Below are 20,060 nucleotides of genomic sequence, written 5' to 3'. Positions count from 1 at the left end.
GCCGATCGCGCTCGGCCTTCATCAATTGTTTGGGGTCCAATCCCAGCGCGGTCGCTGTCTTGATCCGAGCGGCCGCGAGATTTTCCGTTGCAGCTAGGCCTCTTCCAACGCCTCGCCAAGTGACTGTAGGACCTTGTTGTGCTGCGCGTTGACAAGCGTGTGGCCCACCAACAAGGCGGCGACCACGGGCCATTCCATGAGCCCGAACACGGCCATCGCACCTACGCCGGCATAGAACGCCAGATGTTCCGGTGCCGGTAGCATCAGGCCGACATTCCAACGCGACGACGGGGAAATTATACCCGCGCGCCGGGCTCTCGCTTTGTTCATAACGTCTCCTGATCTCCCAGGCATAATTTTCGACACTCGTGCGCGGAGCTTTTCGACGCGGGCCGGGGCGGTTGTCAGCCCCCGAGATGGCGCCGTGTAGCGGGATACGCAACGTCGGCGTTCCTCTCACCTTCGGCTGGGTTCGCCGCCGTTGACCATTGCAAGCTGTTGGATTGATCTGGTCGAGGTCTTGTCGATCGTCCTGCGCTCGCGGTCGACCGACGAGTCGAATAGTAGTTCGCGCAATTGCTTTCGCCCGCGGTTGAGCCTCGAACTGACGGTGCCCTGCCGGGTGTCCGTCATGGCGGCGATCTCCTTGTAGGAGTATCCCGCGATGTCGGCAAAATACACGACGGTGCGAAACGGCTCGGGCAAGAGCATCATTGCCGCCTTGAGGTAAGGATCTGGCAGCAGTTCGAGCGCCTGGTCTTCGGCCGACCGTAGGACCTCATGCGTGCGTGGCGTACCGGCCATCAGCTGCCGATCGGTGATCTCACCAGTTGGATGTTGTGTGGGACGGCGCTTTTGCTTCCGATAGCTGTTGATATGGGTGTTGGTCATGATCCGGCGCAGCCATGCTCTGAGGTTCGTTCCCGGTTCGAATGCCTGGAGACCGACATAAGCGTTGAGCAATGTTTCCTGCACCAGATCCTCCGCATCCAATCGATTCGAGGTCATCCGAAGAGCCTGCCGGAACAGAGGCTGAAGGAGAGGGATGACGGCGCTTTCAAATGCGACGCTCAACGGAACATCCGGAGTCATTGCGCATTCCGCGCTCACGCGGCCCACGCTACGGTCCTGCCATCGCGAAAAGTATCGGCACGCGTGGAGCTCGGGCACCGCTTGCCCGAGTCGGGTAGCGAACGTGCGAGAGGGAAGTCCTACCCTGATCGACGCACCAGCGTCTCGAGGAACCGGTGACGTCGCGTGTGGCGCGCATTTCGGCAACTGGTGTCGTCTTGGTTGCGCCGGCGTTCAAGCGCGTTGCTTTCAGGGCCGATCCCCGCCCGATGCGGGCATGGCCGTAGGTAGGGTATCTCGTCGTCTCCACAGCACCTCCTGTTACCGATCTGGTGCCAGCATCCAGCGCCGCGGGGTGAGTGGTCATCATCCGCTGAGGTAATTCATCCGGGTGAGCGCCCGCGCCACCTACGACATCAAGTTGGCGGTCATTGCCGTGGCCGCACATCGGCGGACGCCATCCACACCTCCAACTATCACCCGGGTGAATGACGAAGGTGGGCGACGACAGTTCACCCCCCTTCGCGCGATGCTCTCAACGTCTACCCCCGCACAGCCGTGTTCTTGTAAGAAGCACAGCAACGGACTCGCGCACCCGCGGTGCCCTGGACGGGGAAGGCCCGCACCGAAGAGACAACCATCGCCCGGAGCAAGGAGGACATGGTGAGCGCCGCCAAGAGAATGCTGGAGACCTATCCACGAGATCTGGGCCGGATAGACATCGCCAAGCTAATCGCATGTATCGACGCCTGTTTCGAATGCGACCAAGCTTGCACAGCGTGTGCAGACGCCTGCCTCAGTGAAGAGGACGTCTATCACTTGACCAAATGCATCCGTACGTGCCTTGACTGCTCGGATGTCTGCGCGACAACCGGTCGCGTTCTATCCCGGCACACGGACTACGACGCGAACTTGACCAAGACGGTGCTCGAAACGTGCGCCGCCGCCTGTAAGACAAGCGCGGACGAGTGCGACAAGCATGCGCCGAAGCACGAGCATTGCCGCGTGTGCGCCGAGGTGTGCCGTCGCTGTGAACGCGCCTGCCGCGATCTTGTTGAGGCGCTCGGATGAGACCACCGCCGAGCGGGCGTCGACTGTCCGAGACCGCATGATGTCAATCTCTTGCCGAACTTCGCTGTGCGAATGCGAGCTTGGAGATACGGGACGGAGCCAGCGCTGATGGGGATATCTGAATTCGACGACGTGCAGGCCCATCTGCTTGAACCAGAAGAAAGCCTGGACTCAGAACAGACCGGCATCGACCTCGACGAGGGCTACTCGCCCCCGGAACGCCCGCGTGAACTGCGGGCCTGGGGTCTCACCACGAGGGAAGCGCGGACCCATGAAAGTCTGTCACGCCGGCTCGCCCGGGAGGTGCCCGACGTGACCGATCAGTGGGATGGCGACGGAATCGGTGACAGCGCCGACAGCGATGGTGAACCAATCGACGATCAGGTTGGCGACATGCGGGCAGGTCGGCTCGTCGCCTTCGCCTTCGATGCGACGGACCCGGGTGCGGAGTACCTAGCCCACGACGTTGGCATTGACGGCGGCGCTGCCTCGGCTGAGGAAGCCGCCATGCATATCGTCGTCGACGAAGACGCCGGCGACGTCGAGGGATGGCGCCTTCGATGACCTGTCGTCCGGCCACCCGGTGAAATTCCAGCTGTGGTGACCCGCATTCTGATCCTGGGTGGCGGCCCGGCCGGCTATGAGGCGGCATTGGTTGCGGCTGCACGAGGTCCCGCCGTAGCCCGCGTGACCGTCGTCGATTCCGACGGGGTCGGGGGCGCCGCGGTGCTCTGCGACTGCGTGCCATCGAAGACCTTTATCGCATCCACAGGGCTGCGCACCGAACTGCGAAAGGCAACCCGCCTGGGTTTCGACATCCACATCGACGACGCCGAGATCCGCTTGGCAGAAATCCACCAGCGGATCAAGACGCTCGCTACCGAACAATCGGCGGACATCACCGCCCAGCTGCTGAGCGTGGGCGTCGAGTTGCTCGCGGGGCGCGGCGAGCTGGTCGACGCGGCTCCCGGTCTGGCGCGTCACCGCGTCAAGGTGACCCAGCGCGACGGCAGCACCACGATCCGCGATGCCGATGTGGTGTTGATCGCCACCGGCGCGAGCCCCCGGATCCTGCCGTCGGCGCCCCCCGACGGCGAGCGCATCCTGACCTGGCGCCAGCTCTACGACCTGGACTCGTTGCCCGACCACCTCATCGTGGTGGGTTGCGGGGCTACCGGCATCGAATTCGCCAACGCCTACACCGAACTCGGTGTAACGGTGACACTGGTGGCCAGCCGCGAGCGGGTGTTGCCGTACGAGGACGCCGACGCCGCGCAGGTCCTCGAGGAATCATTCGCCCAGCGCGGCGTCAAATTGATCAAGAACGCTCGCGCGCAGACCGTAAGGCGCACCGACGACGGGGTGCGGGTGAGGATGACCGACGGCCGCGCCGTTGAGGGCAGCCACGCATTGATGACACTTGGGTCGGTGCCCAACACCGGCAGGCTGGGTTTAGAGCGCGTGGGCATCGAAACCGGGCCCGGCAACCATATTGCGGTCGACCGGGTGTCGCGGACCTCGGTCGCGGGCATTTACGCTGCGGGGGACTGCACTGATGTACTGCCGTTAGCCTCGGTTGCCGCGATGCAGGGCCGGATCGCGATGTATCACGCGCTCGGTGAAGCCGTTAGTCCGCTCCGGTTGCGCACCGTCGCCGCGACGGTGTTCACCCACCCCGAGGTCGCGACGGTCGGCATCTCGCAGGCCGCGATCGACGATGGTTCTATTCGGGCCCGCATCATCATGCTGCCGTTGAAAACCAACGCGCGGGCGAAAATGTCGGAGCTGCGTCAGGGCTTCGTAAAGCTATTTTGCCGGCAGGACAGCGGCGTGGTAATTGGTGGCGTGGTCGTCGCGCCGATCGCTTCGGAATTGATACTGCCGATCGCGATGGCTGTTCAAAACCGAATCACCGTTGACGATCTAGCGCAGACGCTTGCGATCTATCCTTCGCTGTCCGGCTCGATCACCGAGGCGGCGCGCCGGCTCATAGCCCGCGATGATCTGAACTGATGCCCGAACGTAATTGGGCCGGCGAGTGCTCTGTGGTTCCGGGTTGATGCCAGATCGGGTCGCTCGACTGGCGATTGCGATGGTGGGACTGCCTGTGGCCCTGTGGTGGCTGCAACCGTGGAAGTTGTTGTTGATCAGGACCACCGCCGATGACAGGCTGCCGCCTGGAGCGCAGACGACCCGCTGCGGCGAGTTCACCGGCCACATCCACCGAACCAGCGGGGTTGCGCGCCTGCTAACCGTGGGCGACGGGGCGCAGATTCTGCGGCTGGAAAATCTGCATACCATTTTGGGACCACGACTACGCGTGTGGCTCAGCGATGCACCGGTCGACCATGCCAGGTTCCCCTTGCGAAACCTTGGGCGTTGCAAACACATAGACCTCGGGAGCCTACGCGCCAACCGCGGCAACGCCGATTACGCCGTGCCCGACGCTGCCGACACCGGCGCGCTCGGCGCCGTAATCCTGTGGTGCGAGCGCTTCGGTGTGTCCTTCGGCGCGGCGCAACTGCGACCCGCGACCCAATGAGTCCCTCCGCCCGTCGCGGAAGCCGTTGAAGTCGCGCGCCCTGCGCCGCGACCCATGATTGCGCGCGCGGCAGCGCGGCGCTGACGCGTTCCTGAAGAGTGCGCCGCTCGGCGCCCGGGCAGCCGATCCGATGTAGCGGTGGCCGCAAGAGCGTTATCACCCGGGTGAATCGTGCTGAGGGGTGATGACAGATAGACCAGGGTCGGGCGACGCTCACTACCGACGAACCTGTGCAGCTTCGACCACGCGACTCATGCGCCAATGCCGTTTACCACGGCGCAGTCCGGGACGCCGTGGCCACCAAGGAACACCAAGGCCTCCGTGCGATCGACCCCCAATCCCATCTGAATACCCGAATACCAACCAGGAGAAGAGATATGAACGCGGTCCCACTTCACCGCCAACCGGAGAAGGCGGAACCCTCCACCTCGGTTGTGATCGTCGGCAGCGGGTTCGCCGCTTTCGAGTGTGCACGTGGCCTGGTCCGACGGTTAGACAGGGCGCGCGCCTCAGATGTGAGGATAACCATCGTCTCGCCAGTCGATTACCTGCAGTACACGCCATTGCTGGCGGATGTGGCCGGTGGGCTGGTCGACCCGCGGTTTGTCTGTATTCCGCTGGCGGGAACACTCAGGGGCGTGCGGGCGGTGCGCGGGCGGGTCGACGGCGTTGACTTCGATCGGCATATGCTCTCGTTGACCGATCCTGAGGGCCGGGTGAGGACGTTATCGTGGGATCGGCTGGTCTTGACACCAGGATCGGTGACGCGGCTGTTCGATACGCCCGGCTTGGCCACCCACGCGCACGGGCTGAAGTCGACGGCCGAGGCGCTGTATCTGCGTGATCATGTGATCGAGCAGTTGGAACTCGCTCACGTTGAGGAAAACGAGGCGCGCGCGGCCGCGCGGCGCACGATTGTCGTTGTCGGTGCTTCGTATTCCGGTTCCGAATTGACCGCGCAGCTGCGCGCACTCGCCGACGCAGCGGCGAAGCAGATAGGCTTCGACCGGGCCTCGGTGCGGTTTGTGTTGCTGGACTTGGCCAGCCACGTCATGCCCGAGCTGGGGCGGAAGCTCGGCGACGCGGCGATGGGTGTACTGCGCTCGCGTGGAATCGACGTGCGGTTGGGCACGACCCTCAAGGAGGTTCACGCCGATCATGTTGTCCTTACCGATGATTCGCGCATCGACACTTACACGGTAGCGTGGGTGGCTGGCGTGATCCCGTCACCGCTGATCGCCACGCTGGGCTTGGAAACCGAGCGGGGCCGGCTCAAGGTACAGACCGATTTGCAGGTGCCAGGTCACCCCGATGTGTTCGCCGCGGGCGACGCCGCCGCCGTTCCGGACCTGACCCAGCCCGGCAAGAACGCCCCGCCCACCGCCCAGCACGCGACCCGACAGGGTAAAACGTTGGCCCGCAACGTCGCCGCAAGCCTTGGGTACGGAGAGCGGAAGGACTACCGCCACAGCGACAAGGGCATGGTCGTCGACTTGGGCCCGCGCTACGCCGTCGCCAACCCGCTAGGCGTGCACCTATCGGGCTATCCCGCCAAGATTGTCGCCCGCGCCTACCACCTCTACGCACTTCCCCGTCTCGTCAACCGCTGGGCGGTCGCACTCGCATATCTCACCGACGTCTTCTTTCCTCGCACCGTGTTGTCAATGGGGTTCGTTTCCGGTCCCGACGCCCAATTCGCGGCCAACGAAGTCGTCCGGATACCGAAGGCCGTCGGAGCACAATGAGATTCAACGACACCACTCCTGTTTGTGGCGGCCGACGCACGGCCTGCTCCGCGCCAGCGAACAGATTGCGGCTTCCCACGGCGCTGCCGGCCGGGAGCAATACGGCGGCACCGTATGTGATCCCAGCGGTCCTAATCAACGACAGATCCAACGCCGGCTCTATTTGGGATGATCACCACCACGAAACGGAGCACCAATGAGCGTCGTCAACAAGGGCTTTCGCGGGCGACGCGGTGAGGCCGCCCGCGAGCTGCCACCCGGGCAACATCTGACCGCGGACTTCCCTGTCCTGCAAGCAGGACCGACTCCGCGGATCGATCTCGATGACTGGCGATTCACCATTCGCAACGAGCTCGGCGCCGAACAGTCGTGGACTTGGGCACAGCTCAAGCTCCTGCGCAGCGAGCGGCTCAGCGTGGACATCCACTGCGTCACCACCTGGTCCAAGCTTGACACCGAATGGGAAGGCGTTTCTCTGGACACACTTTTCGAATCAATCGACACCACTGCAGGATTCGCACTGGTCGGCTCCTACGGCGGCTACACCACCAACCTCCCGCTGCGCGATCTTCGTGGCGGGAGGGCTTGGATCGTTTACGCGTACCAGGGCGCACCGCTTAGCGCGATACACGGAGGTCCGGCGCGACTGTTGGTGCCACACCTGTATTTCTGGAAGTCGGCTAAGTGGGTTAGATCCATTGAGCTGCGCGACAGCGACGCACCTGGATTCTGGGAGTGTTTGGGCTACCACAGCTACGGCGACCCGTGGCGCGAACAACGCTACGCCGGGGATTGATGACGGCTGTGGACTCCCACGCGGAACCGAAGTTGCGCTGGCGGGTCGCGCGTGTGGTGCACTCTAAGCCCGAGACCGGGTCGGCGCAAACGATCGGGCTGGCCGTGCCGGGCTGGGGCGGCCACTTGTCCGGCCAGCACATTGATCTCAAGCTGACCGCTGAGGACGGGTACAGCGCGCAACGCAGCTATTCACTCAGCAGACCGGCCGACGGTGAGCGCATCGAGCTCACTGTGCAGCGGATTGACGACGGGGAAGTCTCGCCCTACCTCACCGGGCTTGTTGCCGGAGACGAGATCGAACTCCGCGGACCCATCGGCGGCTGGTTCGCCTGGCGGCCTGACGAGGACGTTCGGGTCCTGCTCGTCGGCGGCGGATCGGGAATCGTGCCATTGATGGCGATGCTGCGACAGCGGGTAGTGGTGGGCAGCGCCGACTTTCGGTTGGTCTATTCGGTTCGCAGTCCGGACGACGTGTACTACGCCCAAGAGCTGGAGCGGCTCGAGCGCGAATGTGACTGGCTGCAGATCGCGCTGGTCTACACCAGGGTGGCTGCGCCGCAGACCATCCGGCCGGCCGGCCGGGTCCGCCCCGCTGACCTCGCGCCGAAGGAGTGGGTGCCCGCCGACGGTGGGCACGTCTACGTCTGCGGTCCAACCGGATTTGTGGAATCGGTCACCGCGACGTTGATCGAGCAGGGGCATCAGCCGTCCGCCATCCGGACCGAGCGGTTCGGCCCGAGCAACGAACGAAGGAACGATAAGTCATGACCGAACCAACACACGTCGACGGTAACGCGGCCGCGGGCGCCTTCGCAGAAGTGCTGGGATTCGATGTCACCACCGTGACGTTGACATGCGGGAAATGTTGTCGCGCCAGGGTCTTCGCCGAAAGTCACGTCTATCACCGCGGGCCCGGCATCGTGGTGCGCTGCCCGTGCTGCGGAACCGTCCTGGCCCGGCTTGTGCAAACGCCCACCGGTGTGTGGCTCGACTTCCGCGGCGCCCAGTCCTGGCGTGTCCCGATCCAGAGCTGATGGAGTCCCTCGACGCACTCGCCGGTCGGGTGCGCACTGCCGACATCGTGGACGCCATGGGGCGGCTGCACCGACATCGGTGTCATCTCCTGGACCTGGTGAGTCCCACTCCCGGACGCCGGCTCTTCGGCCCCGCCGTGACCATCTCCTTCTTTCCCGCGTGCCGCGCCGCTCTCCCGCCCGAGCGCTACAACTTCAAGAGGTTGTTCTACGACGCGATCGAAGGCGGCGCCGACGGGCGCGTGCTGGTTCTGGCCAGCAACGGCTACACCGATGCGTCACTGGGCGGCGGGACAAAGCTATCCCGTGTCAGAAACCACCGGCTCGCCGGCATTCTGACCGACGGGCGGCTACGCGACTTCGCCGAGCTCGAACGCTTCGACCTGGCCATCTATTGCCGAGGCGAAACAACGCGGTGGGGCGGCGACACCGTCACTCCCTATGAGGTGAACCGTCCAGTCGTGATCGCCGGGGTGGCGGTCCGTCCCGGCGACTACGTCTTCGCCGATGGCTCCGGCGCCGCGGTCATACCCGCCGGCGATGTGCGCGCTGTCCTACGGGCCGCCAACCAGGTCGCGGTGGAGGACGCGGCGGCGATCGCCAGCATCAGAGACGAAACCTCAACCACGCTGGGAGGCAATGAGAATTGAGCGGTCTTCGGTCGGGGAACCATTGCAGTGTCCTGGGCGCTTCAACCGCAGATCCGTCTTCTCGCCGGCGTCCACCCGGGTGAATTGCACAGCCGGATGAGGACATCTCACCCGATGCGCACCGACAGTGGTCGTTGATCTGGGCAATGACCACCCAACGGCCGGACCGACGACGCTTCCCCGACAGCACATCAATCGCAACAACCATGGCTCCAAGAATCAATGATGAGAGGAAACCCCCGCATGGCCACGCCCGAATTCTTCGACACCCCTGGATACGGCGAGATCGCCCGTACCCGCAACCACTACAGCCAAGCTCTACGCATCGGCGATCGCATCGAGATCTCCGGCCAAGGCGGCTGGGACGCAGACTTCACCTTGTCGCCCACATCCCTGGAGGACGAGATCGTCAAGGCGTGCGAAAACGTTGAAAGGACCCTCGCTGAGGCGGGTGCCCGCTGGAGCGACGTCGTGAACATTCACTCCTACCATGTCCCCACGGCCGATGAATCCATCGGTGATGAGCACATGTCAGTGATGGTGGACCAGTTCGGCAAGCGGTTCGGCGAAAGGCTCCCGTTGTGGACCGCGGTGGGCGTCGAGGCGCTCGCACTGCCCAACCAGCGCGTCGAGATCGAGGTCGTCGCCATCGTCGGATCCGGCGGCAAGTAGACGTCGGCACCAGGTCGCGAAGCGCCGGACAGGCCGGCGCATAAGGCGGCAAAAGTCGATGACTCACCCCTGAAACGGAGGCAGGCGTGGACCGAATACTCCAAGCCCTGATCGGTGACCAGCTCGGTGCCGTCGATGCCGCGATCAAAGCCGCAGCGCTGTTCCTCACGGCTGCGATCCTGTTTCGGTTCATGGAGCGCCGCACCCTCGCCGAATTCGCGCCATTCGACTGGATCGCTGCAGTGGCCGCCGGAGCCGTCGTCGGTCGGGCTGCTACTGCCAGCGATACCTCGTGGCTCAACGCAACCGCGGCGCTCATTAGCCTTCTTGCCGCCCACGCGGTACTAGCGAGATTGCGCTTCATTCCGGCGATTCGACGTTTCATCGATCCGCCCCTGAAAGTGCTGATCCGCAACGGACACGTCGACCGACGCAACCTGCGTCGATGCGGACTAACCACTGCCGATCTCGAGGCTGTGCTACGACAGCACGGACACGAAAGCTCGGATCGTATTCACCTCGCGATCTTCGAAGCCAAAGGCGCGATCTCCATTCTGTTCAAGGATGAGAGGGTCACGGATCCCAACGCCGCCGCCCCGGATGCGCTGGTGGGAAGAGGGTGCGAATGACACACAGGGCCGGCCCGCGATTCCCCCCACGTGCGCTTGCCACCTCGACTGGGCTCAGCGGGCGAGCCGACCGGCCAGCACCGGCTGCCCTGGGCCCGCCAGCTCCCCGATGGCACTTCGCCGGCCGGTGATCGCCATCAGCACGGCTTCTGCCGGTCCTGTGACTTCCGGTCCCGAGCCGTGAGTCCAGTCCAGGTCGGTCGGGGTCAGGCGTATACCGCGGGCGAGGCGCCACGCCGGCAGTTCGGGGCTGCACAAGCTGGCCCCCAGGACCCACCGCAGCCGTTCAGCCGGGATCTGGCGAGGCATACCCAGCGGACGGCGGATGTCCTGATGATGGATGGTGACGTCGAGCAGGGCGAGTCGGCCCCCGAGAATAGTGGCCAGCCCCTGTGGCTTCAGATGAGCCCGCAGCCTGTGGAGGAGCTGTTCGGTAGTGAGGGATGCGAGTTCGTCAACAACCACCTGGTTGATGTGGAGGATCCGACCCCGGATGGCGCGGCGAAACATGCCGAGAAGACTGACCCCGTCGAAGCTCATGACGTGAGCGACCACGTCCCGTACCCGCCAGCCCTCACAAAGCGACGGCGCCTCCCACTGCCCGGGCGTCAGAGTCTCCAGAAGATCAGCTAGGTCCGTGCGTTCGGCGGTGGCCATCTCAAGACCATCCACGGCATCACTTCCTAAGCCCGTCGGTGGACAGCAGTCTGTCACTTGCGCGCGCCCTGTGTCCATGAGGGCAGCGCCGCCTTGACCGATCAGGCTGGCGAGCGGGTGTTCCGCTCCTACTTCATCAACGAGCCTGCTCATCGGGCTGGGGTTGGCGGCCTGCGAACAAGGCCGCGGGGCCCGCTACATCACCACCGCGCAACTGGTCACCGAACTCGTCGAAGCCGCCGACGAACGGATCCTGTCGCGCGTCGTGGCTGGCTACGGACGCCTGGATCTGCTCTGCCTCGACGAGATCGGATACGTCCAAATCGACTCTCGCGGAGCGGAATTGCTCTTCCAGATCATCACCGAACGCGAAGATCGCGCCTGGGTCTCGATCGTTACCAACCTGCCCTTCAGCGAATGGGGCACCGTCTTCCGACCCGCGCCTGGTCGCCGCCATCGTCGACCGCGTCACATTCAACGCCCACATCATCGACACCGGCACCAAGTCCTACCGACTACGCACCAGCAGAACCACCACCCGAGGCAAACGGGTCGGCTAGGCCGCAGACCGACATTGCGGGTAAGGCACGGATGGGCCGGCAGATGCCGTGGTAATCGGTCACGGTGATGGGCCGCGGTCCGATCATGAAGGGATCTTTCCCTTCCTGGCGATGGAATCCGATGGGAGACAATGCGGGTGACTCAGCCAGCGCTGGGCATCGAGTGCAGCCGCGCAGCCGCTGGCGGCGGCGGTGACTGCTTGGCGGTAGCGGCGGTCGATCAGGTCGCCGGCAGCGAATACGCCCTCCGCGGAGGTACATGTCGTAGCGCCTTTGGTCAGGATGTGGCCGCCGGCATCGAGGTCGACGAGTCCGATCAGGAGATCTGAGCACGGCGTCTGGCCGACAGCGACGAAGACGGCCGCGGCCGCGATGGTGGAATCGCCGGCGTGGCGCGTGCTGCGGATGCGCACCCCGCTGACGTGTGGGCCACCGAGTAGGGCCACTACCTCAATGGATGTCAGGATCGCGACGTTGGGATGATCCCGCAGACGAGCGACGGCGATGGCTGATGCCCGGAGTCGGGGGCGATGGTGGATGAGGGTGACGTGGCGGGCCAGCGGCGCAAGGAAGAGCGCCTCTTCAACGGCACCGTCGCCCCCGCCGATGACGGCGACGTCACGTCCGGTGAACTGTGCGCCGTCGCGTTTCGCGCTGGTGCTTACGCCGATGAGCCCGCGTTCGCCCGGCACTTTGAGGGACCGGGGGGCCGAGCCCATGGCAAGAATCAGGGCACGGCCGTGGTGCCGGTCATCGCTCATGCTGACCGTCTTGGGCTCGTCGCCGAGAGCGAATCTGTCGACGTAGCCCGGGCGTAACTCTGCGCCGAAGTGCTGTGCTTGTCGCCGCATCGCGTCAGCCAGCGCCGGACCCGAGACGAATGGGCCCACACCGGGGTAGTTGTCTACCGGCCCGGCGGCCAGCAGGGCACCGCCGGGCTCGTGTCCTTCGATGACAAGGGTGTCCAGCCCGGCCCGAGCCGTGTAGATCGCCGCCGTGTACCCGGCTGGTCCCGACCCGACGATGATGACATCACGAACCCGGCTCGCTGTCGGCGTCACAGGTTGATGGCATGGCCGGTCAGAGCGTGAAAGCATTCCTGTAGTCCCTCGCCCAGCGTGGGGTGGGTGTGCACATTGCGGGCCAGCTCGGCCGCGGTCAGGTCCCAGAGTTGGGCGGCGGTGAGCTCGGGGAGTAGCTCGCTGACTTCGGCGCCGACGAGGTGGGCCCCAAGTAGCTCGCCGTGCGCGGTATCGGCGATGATTTTGATAAAGCCTGCGCGCTCGCCTAGTCCGTGTGCTTTGGCGCTGGCCTGCATGGGGAAAGTGGCTACCCGTATGTCGTAACCGCTGGCGCGGGCCTGGTCTTCGGTGTAGCCGAAGCTGGCGACTTGGGGTTGACAGAACGTCACGCGCGGCATCATGCGGTAGTCCAAGGGCATGGTCGGGGCGCCGGCGATGGTTTCGGCAGCGATGACTCCTTGGGCCGAGGCGACATGGGCGAGTTGAACTTTGGCGGTGACATCGCCGATCGCGAAGATATGGCGAGCCGAGGTGCGCATGCGGTCGTCGATGTCGATCGCCCCACCTGTCGTGAGTCGTACACCGAGCTTGTCGAGGCCAAGATTTTCGACGTTAGGACAAAATCCGATACAGATGAACGCGCGGGCGGCGTCGACTGAGGTGGTGTGGCCGTTGCGGTCATGGTGGGTAACGGTGACGTGGTTGCCGTGGTCGATCACCGAGCCCACCCGGGTGTTCGTACGGATGGGGATTCCGCGCCGTCGGTACTGACGGGTCAATTCCTTTGACACGTCGGCGTCTTCGTTGGGGAGTGCGCGATCGGCGTACTCGAGAATTTGGACGTCAACGCCATAGCTGTTGAGGATGTAGGCAAACTCCATGCCTATTCCACCGGCGCCGATGATGATGATGGACTCGGGTGTTGTTGCGTCGAGGATCTGCTGCTCGTAGGTCACGATGTTGTCGCTGAGGGTGACCCCCGGCAGCATCCGCACCCGTGAGCCTGTGGCGATGATGGCGTTGTCGAAGCGGACGCTGGTGGTGCCGCCGTCACATAGCTGTACGTCGAGCGTGTGCGAGCTGCTGAAGTGGCCACGACCGTCGATTTCGGTGATCTTGTTTTTGCGCATCAGGAAGTGCACGCCCCGGACCCGGGCCTCGCTGACTTCGCGGCTGCGTGACACGGCACGGGCGTAGTCGAGTTGGATGTCGCCGCGGATACCGAACTCGTCTGCCTGATGGGTCAGGATGGAGGCGATCTCGGCATTGCGCAGCAGGGCTTTTGACGGTACACACCCGGTGTTGAGGCAAACCCCGCCCCAGTAGCGTTCTTCGATGATCGCGACGGTCATACCGAGTTGGGCCGCGCGAATGCCGGCGACGTATCCGCCCGAGCCGGCCCCCACGACCACCAGGTCATAATGGCGGGGGATTGGTGTGCTCATCGCTCGGCGCCTTCCTGTGGTGATGAGTAGAGCGGCTGCGCGGTTCATCTCTCGACAGCGGGGGCGCCGGCGCCGGTGCCCGCTGTGGTCGCGGGCCGAGAGTCAGGCCGACGTTGTCGAGTTGCGGCGATGGAGTCCGCCAACAGCCACAGGGCCAAGCCCAGCAGCGCGATGTCTTTCATGAGGAATTCACCATTGGCCGACAGGACGGGGAAGCCACCCGCGGTAGGTTCACCAATCCCGGGGGTGCTGACCATAAAACTGAGCGTGCCGAGGAAGAACGCCGTTGCCAACACAGCGCCGATCACCGAAGCCTTCGGATGCCACGGCCTCAACGCAAGCAACGCTGCCGTCACCAACTCTGCCGTCCCCAACACTCGGCCGAACGCGCTGATCGACATGATGTGATAGACCCAGCCTAAAAATGGGCTGTGGGCCACGAAGGGTGAAACGCCGTGGGACTCGTAGTAGGTGAATTTCATTGCGCCGAACCAGGATATGACGACGACCAGCCCGTACCGCGCGATGAGTGGTGCGGCTCCGACTCGTAACACACGATTTGTCCGTCGACTGGCCTCATTGGTCTCGCTCACAGCCATCAGATCCGTCTCCCTTCGTTAGCAATTACTGGGCCATACGCCACAATCGGCGGTTCCGCACGCGCACGCACATCGCCGCGGCCTGAGGTGTGCGTCCCACTCAGCTGGCCAACGCCGTCACGAAGTGCTCGGTGAGCACGACATTCCGACCGACTTCAGCGCTGAGGCGGCCTGTGCGGCTGGGCATATAGGTTGAACCGGGGACATCAGCGCCACCGACGACAACCACGTTCGATGCCGCCGCCATCAGATCACCAGCCAGTGTCCGCAGCGCCGGTTCGGGGTGGCGTTGTCGACGTGAAGGGCAACCCGACTCGTAAGCCGCCGGCGCGGCAACTGTCCTCCGCAAAGCCGCCGTGCTGTTCTCGGGTTCACCGACTGGAGCCCCTTCTTGGTTGTCCGACGTCGTCGTGGTTCGGCTACGGTGTCCTGCGACCCCGCCGGCGAGAACAGCAGCTCTGCCGGAGGGGGGTGCGTGCGCGGCAAGGATCCGCAACGCTTTGGCGACTACGAGCTTGCTGCCGGGCCGGGTGAGATGGGATCACCCTCGAAACCGATTCACCCGGGTGAAGACCACCGGGGGTCGGCGCCGAGGGGCGGCTTCGTGCCACAACTCGGTTGCTGCCTACCGAATGTCCGGCTCTCGCGATATGGGTGGCCCAGAAATCTCTCACGGAGATGACGGGGGTGTTGTCAGTGTCGGCGCGGGGAGGCCAGGTCGGCTCGACGCATAGCGCCAGCAGTGCGGTCTAGCGTGGTTCGGGGTGTACTCGCTCTTGCAGGTTCGGCCGGCTACGCGCAATACATCTTTTATTCTGCGCCAACATTTTCCAGAACCACTGCTACCGCCTGGCCCGAGCCGATACAGATACCAATCACCCCATAACGGGCGCCTGTCTCACGCAATTCGGTCGCCAGCGTCAACAAATAGCGAGTTCCCGTAGCCCCGAAGGGATGTCCGATCGCAACGGCGCCGCCATTGGGTGTCAGCTTGTCGTCGGGAACCGCGAAACCATTCAGCTGGTTTGGCAACTCCCGCAGTACGCCGAGCGCCTGGGCGCTGAACGCCTCGTGCACCTCCCACACGTCGATCTGCTCGGGAGATAGCCCTGCCCGGCGGATCGCGGCCGGGATCGCCCATGCGGGTGCCACGCCCATGATGAGGGGGTCGATGCCGTAGACCGCACTGGATACCACTCGGGCTAACGGCTCGATGCCGAGTTCGTTGGCTCGCTCCCCGGAAGCGATGACTACGGCACTGGCGCCATCACTTAGAGGCGAGGAGTTCGCCGCCGTCATTTGGGTCGTGCCGGGCTGGGCCGGCAAAGCTGCCAGCGCCTCGGCAGTCGTGTCATCGCGGATGAACTCATCATGCTCTGCCAGCCGGGCAGGTATCTTTTTCGTCGCCGGGATCGGCACGGGCATAATCTCTTTGGCCAGCCGACCTCGATCGCGAGCAGCCTTCGCATGTTGCTGGGATCGCACTGCGAAGGCGTCGATCTCGTTGCGGTTCAGGGAGTAGCGGTCGGCGATGTTCTGCGCGGTCTCGATCATGCTGATGTAGGCGTTGCGGGCCAGCAGCACCGGGTTGGGCGGTCCTCCAGCGCCGCTCCACATGGTGTCAAGCATGAGAACCGGACCTCGGGGACTGAACGCGGCGTCGCCCTTCATCAGCGCCCACCCCGATCGAGACATCGACTCGACTCCACACGCGATACCTAACCCGAGGTCGCCGGCCTTGATCGCGTGGCTGATGGTCACCGCTGCGCCTAGTGATGATCCACAAAATCTGTTCACGGTGGATCCGGCCGCGGTGTCGGGAAATCCGGCAGCCAACGCCGCCCAACGGGCGACATCGCCCATGCCCTCGTGAGCAGGGTTCACGCAGCCTGCCACGATGTCTTCCACGGCATCGAGCGGCACACCCAGCCGGTCGCAGGCGCCCTTCATCGTCATACCCAGCAAGTCATCGGCGCGAATGCCCGACAGCGTGCCGCCATAGCGGGTGAACGGGGTTCGTACACCGCCCAACACATATGCCTCAGTCATCGCGGCTCAACAACCTTGCCCGGGCCTGCGGCCTCATGGCGGCATCGCCGACCTTTTTGGTCTCGAAGCCCGTAAGCATGTCCCGGCTCCCTTCCCGGTTCCCCTGTCTGCGGCTGGGCCGTCGCTCTTCTATGAGGCTGCGCCCGCGTGGGGTGAACCGTCGTCACCCCAACCGTCTGTTCGCCCGGGTGAATAACGCGAGGCGTTCTCAGACACGACGATTCGTGACCGGCCGCATCTGGGGGGCGCCGGCGGACGAACTACAAGAGGCCGAGTTCTCGCGCTCGGCTGACCGCCGCGCTGCGGTGCTCGACGCGGAGCTTGCGGTACAGCGCGCGCTGGTGGGTCTTCACGGTATTGAGCGAGACGTAAAGCCGCGCACCGATCTCACGTCGCGATAACCGGGTGGCGAGCAGGCGAAGAACCTCAAGCTCCTTGGGGGTCAGTTCCTCATGGAACGCGTATCCCTCGTTTCGCGAAGGCACTGTGGCGCCGGCACTTCGCCCGGCCGATGCGAGCAACGTTGAGCAGATGCCAGCGTCCGCGCAATCGCGCACCAGGGTGCCGACCTCTTCGAGGATGGCTTTCGCGGTGTGGTGGTCGCCGTGATCCTTGAAGATCTCCGCTCTGGCCGACAGCGCCTTGGCCACCTCCAGGATTGCTCCACCTTGGCGGGCCGCCACGACGGCCATGTCGGCGGCGGCCACTGCTGCAGCCGCGTCACCGCGCATACGGAGGATCTCGGCCGTGGCGAGCGACACCATCACGTCCACGAGGTGTTCCGCATCCGCCAGGTCCCGTGAACTGCCGGACGCCCGGCGGATCTGACGTTCGGCGTCATCGAGCTGGCCATGTTCGGCCGAAATCAGTGCCAGATGGCCCAACGCATAGATTCGGGCGCGACGAGCGCCCCCCTTCTCGGCCAGCTTTACGGCTCGCTCGAAGGCGGCTTGTGCCTCGTGGGTGCTGCCCGAAAAGTACAGCGCGGATCCATAAATGCAGTAGGCGCTCGATCGGCCCAGCGGCACTTCGCCGAGATCGAGGGTGATCGCCCGGCGAGCTGTCTCAAGCGCCGTGGCGACGTCAGCCGTCTTGAACGAGTGAACCGCGCGCAACACGACGACTTGAGCGCTGATGGTGCCGCCATCTTCGGTGTCGTCCGCGGCTCGGGTCTCGACTGCCTCGATCCACTCGGCAGCGTCATCGAGTTCACCGACGCTTAGGGCGATCCAGGCGCGGGCTACGCTGAGCCGCGGATCCTGTAGAACGGTCTCCTCGGGAAGCAGATCAAGCAAACCGGAGACGGTCGACACGCCGCCCCCGTTGAATTCGTCGGCCCAGTCCGCGGCGATCAGATCAGCACTGCGGGCGATGTCACCGCCGGCGACCAGGTGGCGCACCGCCTCGTCGATGAGGCCCTCGGCCTCGAACCAGGTCGCGGCTCGTCGGTGCAGATCAGCGACGAGCTCCGGCTCGGTGCGACGCAGCTCGGTGCGCAGCAACTCTCCGAACAGCTGGTGATATCGGTACCAGTGACGCGATGTGTCCAGCGGCGCCACAAACAGGTTTTCGCGTTCGGTCTTCTCCAAGACCGAGGCCGAGCCGGAGGTTTGCAGCGTGGCGTCGCAGAGCGCACCGCTGAGCCGTCCCAAGACCGAGGTACGTAGCAAAAAGCTGCGCAGGTGCGGCGGCTGACCATCGAGCACCTCGGCCATCAAGTAGTCGACGATATGACGGTTGTCCCCCGCGAACGTTTTGATGAACGCGGCGGTGTCAGCACGCCCGGCCAGCGAGAGGGCGGCGAGGTAGAGCCCGGCCGCCCACCCCTCGGTGCGCCGATGCAAAAGTTCAATATCCGCCTGAGCCAGGTGCAACCCGAGCACATCCTTCAGCAGATGCTCCGCCTCACCGGCCCCGAAACGTAAATCGTCGGTTCGCACTTCGGCAAGGTCGCCGCTGGCCCTCAGCCGCGCTAACGGCAGTAAAGGATCCGATCGCGTTGCTAAGACCATGTGAAGGTTCGCCGGCAACCGGCTGATGAAAAATCCCAGCTGCTCATGAACTGCTCGATTTATGACCAGGTGGTAGTCATCCAGGATGAGCACCATCGGGCTGGCGATCGTGTCCAGATCATTGAGCAGGGTAGGCAGTACGACCTGCACCGGGTCGGCGCCCATCGCGAGGAGTTCGACCGCACGAATCCCCACCCCGGGACTGATCTTCTGCAGCGCGGCGATCACGTACATCCAAAACCACACCGGGTCGTTATCGGAGGGATCAAGCGACAGCCAGCCAAACTGCTGGTCCTCGCTCGCGGCCAGGGCCCACTGCGCCAGCACGGTCGTCTTGCCCCAGCCCGCCGGCGCACTCAATAGGGTCAGCTTGCGCCGGCGACCCGCCGACAGTATGTCGAGCAGGGCGGGCCGGTGAACGAGCTGGGCCCCGATGGCCGGGACGTTCAGTTTCGTCGCGAGCAGAACTGCTCGCGCGGCGGCTTCTCCGGCGCGTTTGTCGTTGCGTCCGGCTGAGCCGGTCATGTCCGAACTCCGCGAATTCGTTGGCCCCAGCGGCCGGGCGGGAAGCCTAGGCGTTGACGCGTCTTGGGTGGGCGCTGGCGTCTCGGCATCCCAATTGTTCTCTGCAGGGTCGGGCGGGCTCGTTCTGCCCGGCAATCGCGGTGAACCTATTGAATCAGACCTGTTGTCTTCGATTACCTCCGCCGCACGCCCGCGGTGCCCGTTCCGGCTGGCGGGCCCAAGTGCCGCCAACGGCTCGAGGATTTTCTTGTGCGCCGCGCTCACGCTGTGCCCGCTCACCGTATTTCCCCTCTTTTCCCATCGATGGGATGACTCCTGCAACTGATGACACCGCGGTGCGCGGATGGTGAGCGTCTCAACATGAGGTGATCGGACGTCTCAAAGTGAGACGCCGTGGTAGCGCCGGAGGGTCTGCCCTTCGGCGTCGTCGCATGCTCACGGTCGTCGGTTCTCCAACACGTACCCCCCGACGCCGACCACCACTGGGATCAATCATCAACATTCCCAACACCGCGCTCATCGTCGTTACTCAATTCCTCTGTGTCATTGCTCTCCGGCGCCGGTTCCTGGTCGAGCGGCGGCGGTCGCGGCGATCCAGAGCTCAATGACTACGTTCGCAGCGCGGACAGCCCGTCACCATCACCCAGCGGGTGATCTTTAGGACCGGGTCGGTGTATAGCTAGTGACCTTGATAATTGACCGACTGGTCAATCCGAGCGGCGCATGAGTTGCGCCAATTGGGCGCGCGGATCGGATGTCGAGCTCGGCGACGCATTGTGCACGTGGGTCGCCAGCGTGTAGGGGGAGTGCAGTTCTCAGAAAGATCGCAAGCGGGTGACGCGATCAGAGTCATTGCCGGCCAGGAACTCTCGTCTGAGCGGCGAAAGAAGCGGTCTTCGCACTGAGTCCTTGCACATGGAATTCGGCGGGCTGGAACGCGCTCACGCAGCCCCAGCCCGCCGAACGGTCATGCTGCCGA

Annotated in this window: 20 protein-coding genes; 12 read left to right on the top strand and 8 right to left on the bottom strand. The window is 64.4% G+C overall.

The window, feature by feature from the left end; translation table 11 throughout:
* Nucleotides 1-93: 93 nt before the first annotated feature.
* Together A5756_RS25725 and A5756_RS00205 are read right to left on the bottom strand one after the other, a co-directional pair.
* Nucleotides 94-330: a hypothetical protein gene (locus tag A5756_RS25725; protein WP_156659087.1), complete on the bottom strand. Its 237-nt coding sequence runs from the start codon at nucleotides 328-330 to the stop codon at nucleotides 94-96.
* Between the two features lie 126 nt (nucleotides 331-456).
* Complete coding sequence (locus A5756_RS00205) at nucleotides 457-1,110, bottom strand: sigma-70 family RNA polymerase sigma factor (RefSeq protein ID WP_232005295.1); 654 nt, start codon at nucleotides 1,108-1,110, stop codon at nucleotides 457-459.
* Between the two features lie 642 nt (nucleotides 1,111-1,752).
* On the opposite strand from A5756_RS00205, the gene A5756_RS00200 reads away from it, so the two are divergent.
* The 11 genes from A5756_RS00200 to A5756_RS00150 all read left to right on the top strand — a co-directional run bounded on the left by A5756_RS00200 (nucleotide 1,753) and on the right by A5756_RS00150 (nucleotide 10,212).
* Complete coding sequence (locus tag A5756_RS00200; protein WP_197505346.1) at nucleotides 1,753-2,142, top strand: four-helix bundle copper-binding protein; 390 nt, start codon at nucleotides 1,753-1,755, stop codon at nucleotides 2,140-2,142.
* A 108-nt stretch (nucleotides 2,143-2,250) separates the two neighbouring features.
* The gene (locus A5756_RS00195) at nucleotides 2,251-2,706 is read left to right on the top strand and encodes a DUF5709 domain-containing protein (RefSeq protein ID WP_066944941.1); all 456 of its coding nucleotides are present in this window, start codon (nucleotides 2,251-2,253) and stop codon (nucleotides 2,704-2,706) included.
* Between the two features lie 33 nt (nucleotides 2,707-2,739).
* Nucleotides 2,740-4,155, top strand: a complete 1,416-nt coding sequence (locus A5756_RS00190; protein WP_066944938.1) for an NAD(P)H-quinone dehydrogenase — start codon at nucleotides 2,740-2,742, stop codon at nucleotides 4,153-4,155.
* A 94-nt stretch (nucleotides 4,156-4,249) separates the two neighbouring features.
* Nucleotides 4,250-4,684: a DM13 domain-containing protein gene (locus tag A5756_RS00185; protein WP_197505714.1), complete on the top strand. Its 435-nt coding sequence runs from the start codon at nucleotides 4,250-4,252 to the stop codon at nucleotides 4,682-4,684.
* A gap of 377 nt (nucleotides 4,685-5,061) precedes the next feature.
* Nucleotides 5,062-6,429, top strand: coding sequence for an NAD(P)/FAD-dependent oxidoreductase (locus A5756_RS00180; RefSeq protein WP_066944931.1), 1,368 nt, complete (start codon nucleotides 5,062-5,064; stop codon nucleotides 6,427-6,429).
* Between the two features lie 196 nt (nucleotides 6,430-6,625).
* On the top strand, nucleotides 6,626-7,225 hold the full coding sequence (locus tag A5756_RS00175; protein WP_066944926.1) for a sulfite oxidase-like oxidoreductase: 600 nt from the start codon (nucleotides 6,626-6,628) through the stop codon (nucleotides 7,223-7,225).
* The gene (locus A5756_RS00170) at nucleotides 7,225-7,995 is read left to right on the top strand and encodes a ferredoxin reductase (RefSeq protein ID WP_066944923.1); all 771 of its coding nucleotides are present in this window, start codon (nucleotides 7,225-7,227) and stop codon (nucleotides 7,993-7,995) included. Before A5756_RS00175 ends, A5756_RS00170 begins: the two co-directional genes overlap by 1 nt.
* Nucleotides 7,992-8,261 (top strand): DUF6510 family protein, encoded by a 270-nt coding sequence (locus A5756_RS00165; protein WP_066944920.1) that lies wholly within the window; start codon nucleotides 7,992-7,994, stop codon nucleotides 8,259-8,261. The genes A5756_RS00170 and A5756_RS00165 overlap by 4 nt, the downstream gene beginning before the upstream one ends.
* A complete protein-coding gene (locus A5756_RS00160; RefSeq protein WP_066944919.1) occupies nucleotides 8,261-8,911 on the top strand; it encodes an RraA family protein in 651 nt (216 codons plus the stop codon). The genes A5756_RS00165 and A5756_RS00160 overlap by 1 nt, the downstream gene beginning before the upstream one ends.
* A 243-nt stretch (nucleotides 8,912-9,154) precedes the next feature.
* Entirely contained in the window at nucleotides 9,155-9,583 is a 429-nt protein-coding gene (locus A5756_RS00155) for a Rid family hydrolase (protein WP_082959033.1), read from the top strand.
* 86 nt (nucleotides 9,584-9,669) lie between these two features.
* Nucleotides 9,670-10,212 (top strand): DUF421 domain-containing protein, encoded by a 543-nt coding sequence (locus A5756_RS00150; protein ID WP_066944913.1) that lies wholly within the window; start codon nucleotides 9,670-9,672, stop codon nucleotides 10,210-10,212.
* Nucleotides 10,213-10,266: 54 nt separating this feature from the next.
* On the opposite strand, the gene A5756_RS00145 is transcribed toward A5756_RS00150, so the two are convergent.
* Nucleotides 10,267-10,869, bottom strand: coding sequence for a maleylpyruvate isomerase family mycothiol-dependent enzyme (locus tag A5756_RS00145; protein ID WP_231989129.1), 603 nt, complete (start codon nucleotides 10,867-10,869; stop codon nucleotides 10,267-10,269).
* Between the two features lie 163 nt (nucleotides 10,870-11,032).
* Between A5756_RS00145 and A5756_RS25150 the strand changes: the two genes are divergently transcribed.
* Nucleotides 11,033-11,497, top strand: a complete 465-nt coding sequence (locus A5756_RS25150; protein ID WP_231989128.1) for an ATP-binding protein — start codon at nucleotides 11,033-11,035, stop codon at nucleotides 11,495-11,497.
* Nucleotides 11,498-11,512: 15 nt separating this feature from the next.
* On the opposite strand, the gene A5756_RS00135 is transcribed toward A5756_RS25150, so the two are convergent.
* The 5 genes from A5756_RS00135 to A5756_RS00115 form a co-directional block, all read right to left on the bottom strand.
* Complete coding sequence (locus A5756_RS00135) at nucleotides 11,513-12,490, bottom strand: NAD(P)/FAD-dependent oxidoreductase (RefSeq protein ID WP_231989127.1); 978 nt, start codon at nucleotides 12,488-12,490, stop codon at nucleotides 11,513-11,515.
* Entirely contained in the window at nucleotides 12,487-13,884 is a 1,398-nt protein-coding gene (lpdA, locus tag A5756_RS00130; protein WP_156659091.1) for a dihydrolipoyl dehydrogenase, read from the bottom strand. The genes A5756_RS00135 and lpdA overlap by 4 nt, the downstream gene beginning before the upstream one ends.
* A 56-nt stretch (nucleotides 13,885-13,940) precedes the next feature.
* Entirely contained in the window at nucleotides 13,941-14,495 is a 555-nt protein-coding gene (locus A5756_RS00125; RefSeq protein WP_082948376.1) for a DUF417 family protein, read from the bottom strand.
* A gap of 810 nt (nucleotides 14,496-15,305) precedes the next feature.
* Nucleotides 15,306-16,544 carry a thiolase family protein gene (locus A5756_RS00120; protein ID WP_066944893.1) on the bottom strand — a complete coding sequence of 413 codons (1,239 nt, stop codon included), beginning with the start codon at nucleotides 16,542-16,544 and terminating at the stop codon, nucleotides 15,306-15,308.
* Between the two features lie 260 nt (nucleotides 16,545-16,804).
* A complete protein-coding gene (locus A5756_RS00115; protein ID WP_066944887.1) occupies nucleotides 16,805-19,081 on the bottom strand; it encodes a LuxR C-terminal-related transcriptional regulator in 2,277 nt (758 codons plus the stop codon).
* Nucleotides 19,082-20,060 lie beyond the last annotated feature (979 nt).

The sequence above is a fragment of the Mycobacterium sp. 852002-53434_SCH5985345 genome (assembly GCF_001667155.1).
GTDB lineage: Bacteria > Actinomycetota > Actinomycetes > Mycobacteriales > Mycobacteriaceae > Mycobacterium.
Note: the sequence above shows the minus strand (reverse complement) of the source record. Positions and strands in the feature narration are given on the sequence as shown.

Excerpts from the sequence above, each read along its gene's own strand:
- A5756_RS25725 (WP_156659087.1), bottom strand. The coding sequence starts at position 330 with ATGAACAAAGCGAGAGCCCGGCGCGCGGGTATAATTTCCCCGTCGTCG.
- A5756_RS00200 (WP_197505346.1), top strand. The coding sequence starts at position 1,753 with ATGCTGGAGACCTATCCACGAGATCTGGGCCGGATAGACATCGCCAAG.
- A5756_RS00195 (WP_066944941.1), top strand. The coding sequence starts at position 2,251 with ATGGGGATATCTGAATTCGACGACGTGCAGGCCCATCTGCTTGAACCA.
- A5756_RS00180 (WP_066944931.1), top strand. The coding sequence starts at position 5,062 with ATGAACGCGGTCCCACTTCACCGCCAACCGGAGAAGGCGGAACCCTCC.
- A5756_RS00175 (WP_066944926.1), top strand. The coding sequence starts at position 6,626 with ATGAGCGTCGTCAACAAGGGCTTTCGCGGGCGACGCGGTGAGGCCGCC.
- A5756_RS00170 (WP_066944923.1), top strand. The coding sequence starts at position 7,225 with ATGACGGCTGTGGACTCCCACGCGGAACCGAAGTTGCGCTGGCGGGTC.
- A5756_RS00165 (WP_066944920.1), top strand. The coding sequence starts at position 7,992 with ATGACCGAACCAACACACGTCGACGGTAACGCGGCCGCGGGCGCCTTC.
- A5756_RS00160 (WP_066944919.1), top strand. The coding sequence starts at position 8,261 with ATGGAGTCCCTCGACGCACTCGCCGGTCGGGTGCGCACTGCCGACATC.
- A5756_RS00155 (WP_082959033.1), top strand. The coding sequence starts at position 9,155 with ATGGCCACGCCCGAATTCTTCGACACCCCTGGATACGGCGAGATCGCC.
- A5756_RS00145 (WP_231989129.1), bottom strand. The coding sequence starts at position 10,869 with ATGGCCACCGCCGAACGCACGGACCTAGCTGATCTTCTGGAGACTCTG.
- A5756_RS00125 (WP_082948376.1), bottom strand. The coding sequence starts at position 14,495 with ATGGCTGTGAGCGAGACCAATGAGGCCAGTCGACGGACAAATCGTGTG.
- A5756_RS00120 (WP_066944893.1), bottom strand. The coding sequence starts at position 16,544 with ATGACTGAGGCATATGTGTTGGGCGGTGTACGAACCCCGTTCACCCGC.
- A5756_RS00115 (WP_066944887.1), bottom strand. The coding sequence starts at position 19,081 with ATGACCGGCTCAGCCGGACGCAACGACAAACGCGCCGGAGAAGCCGCC.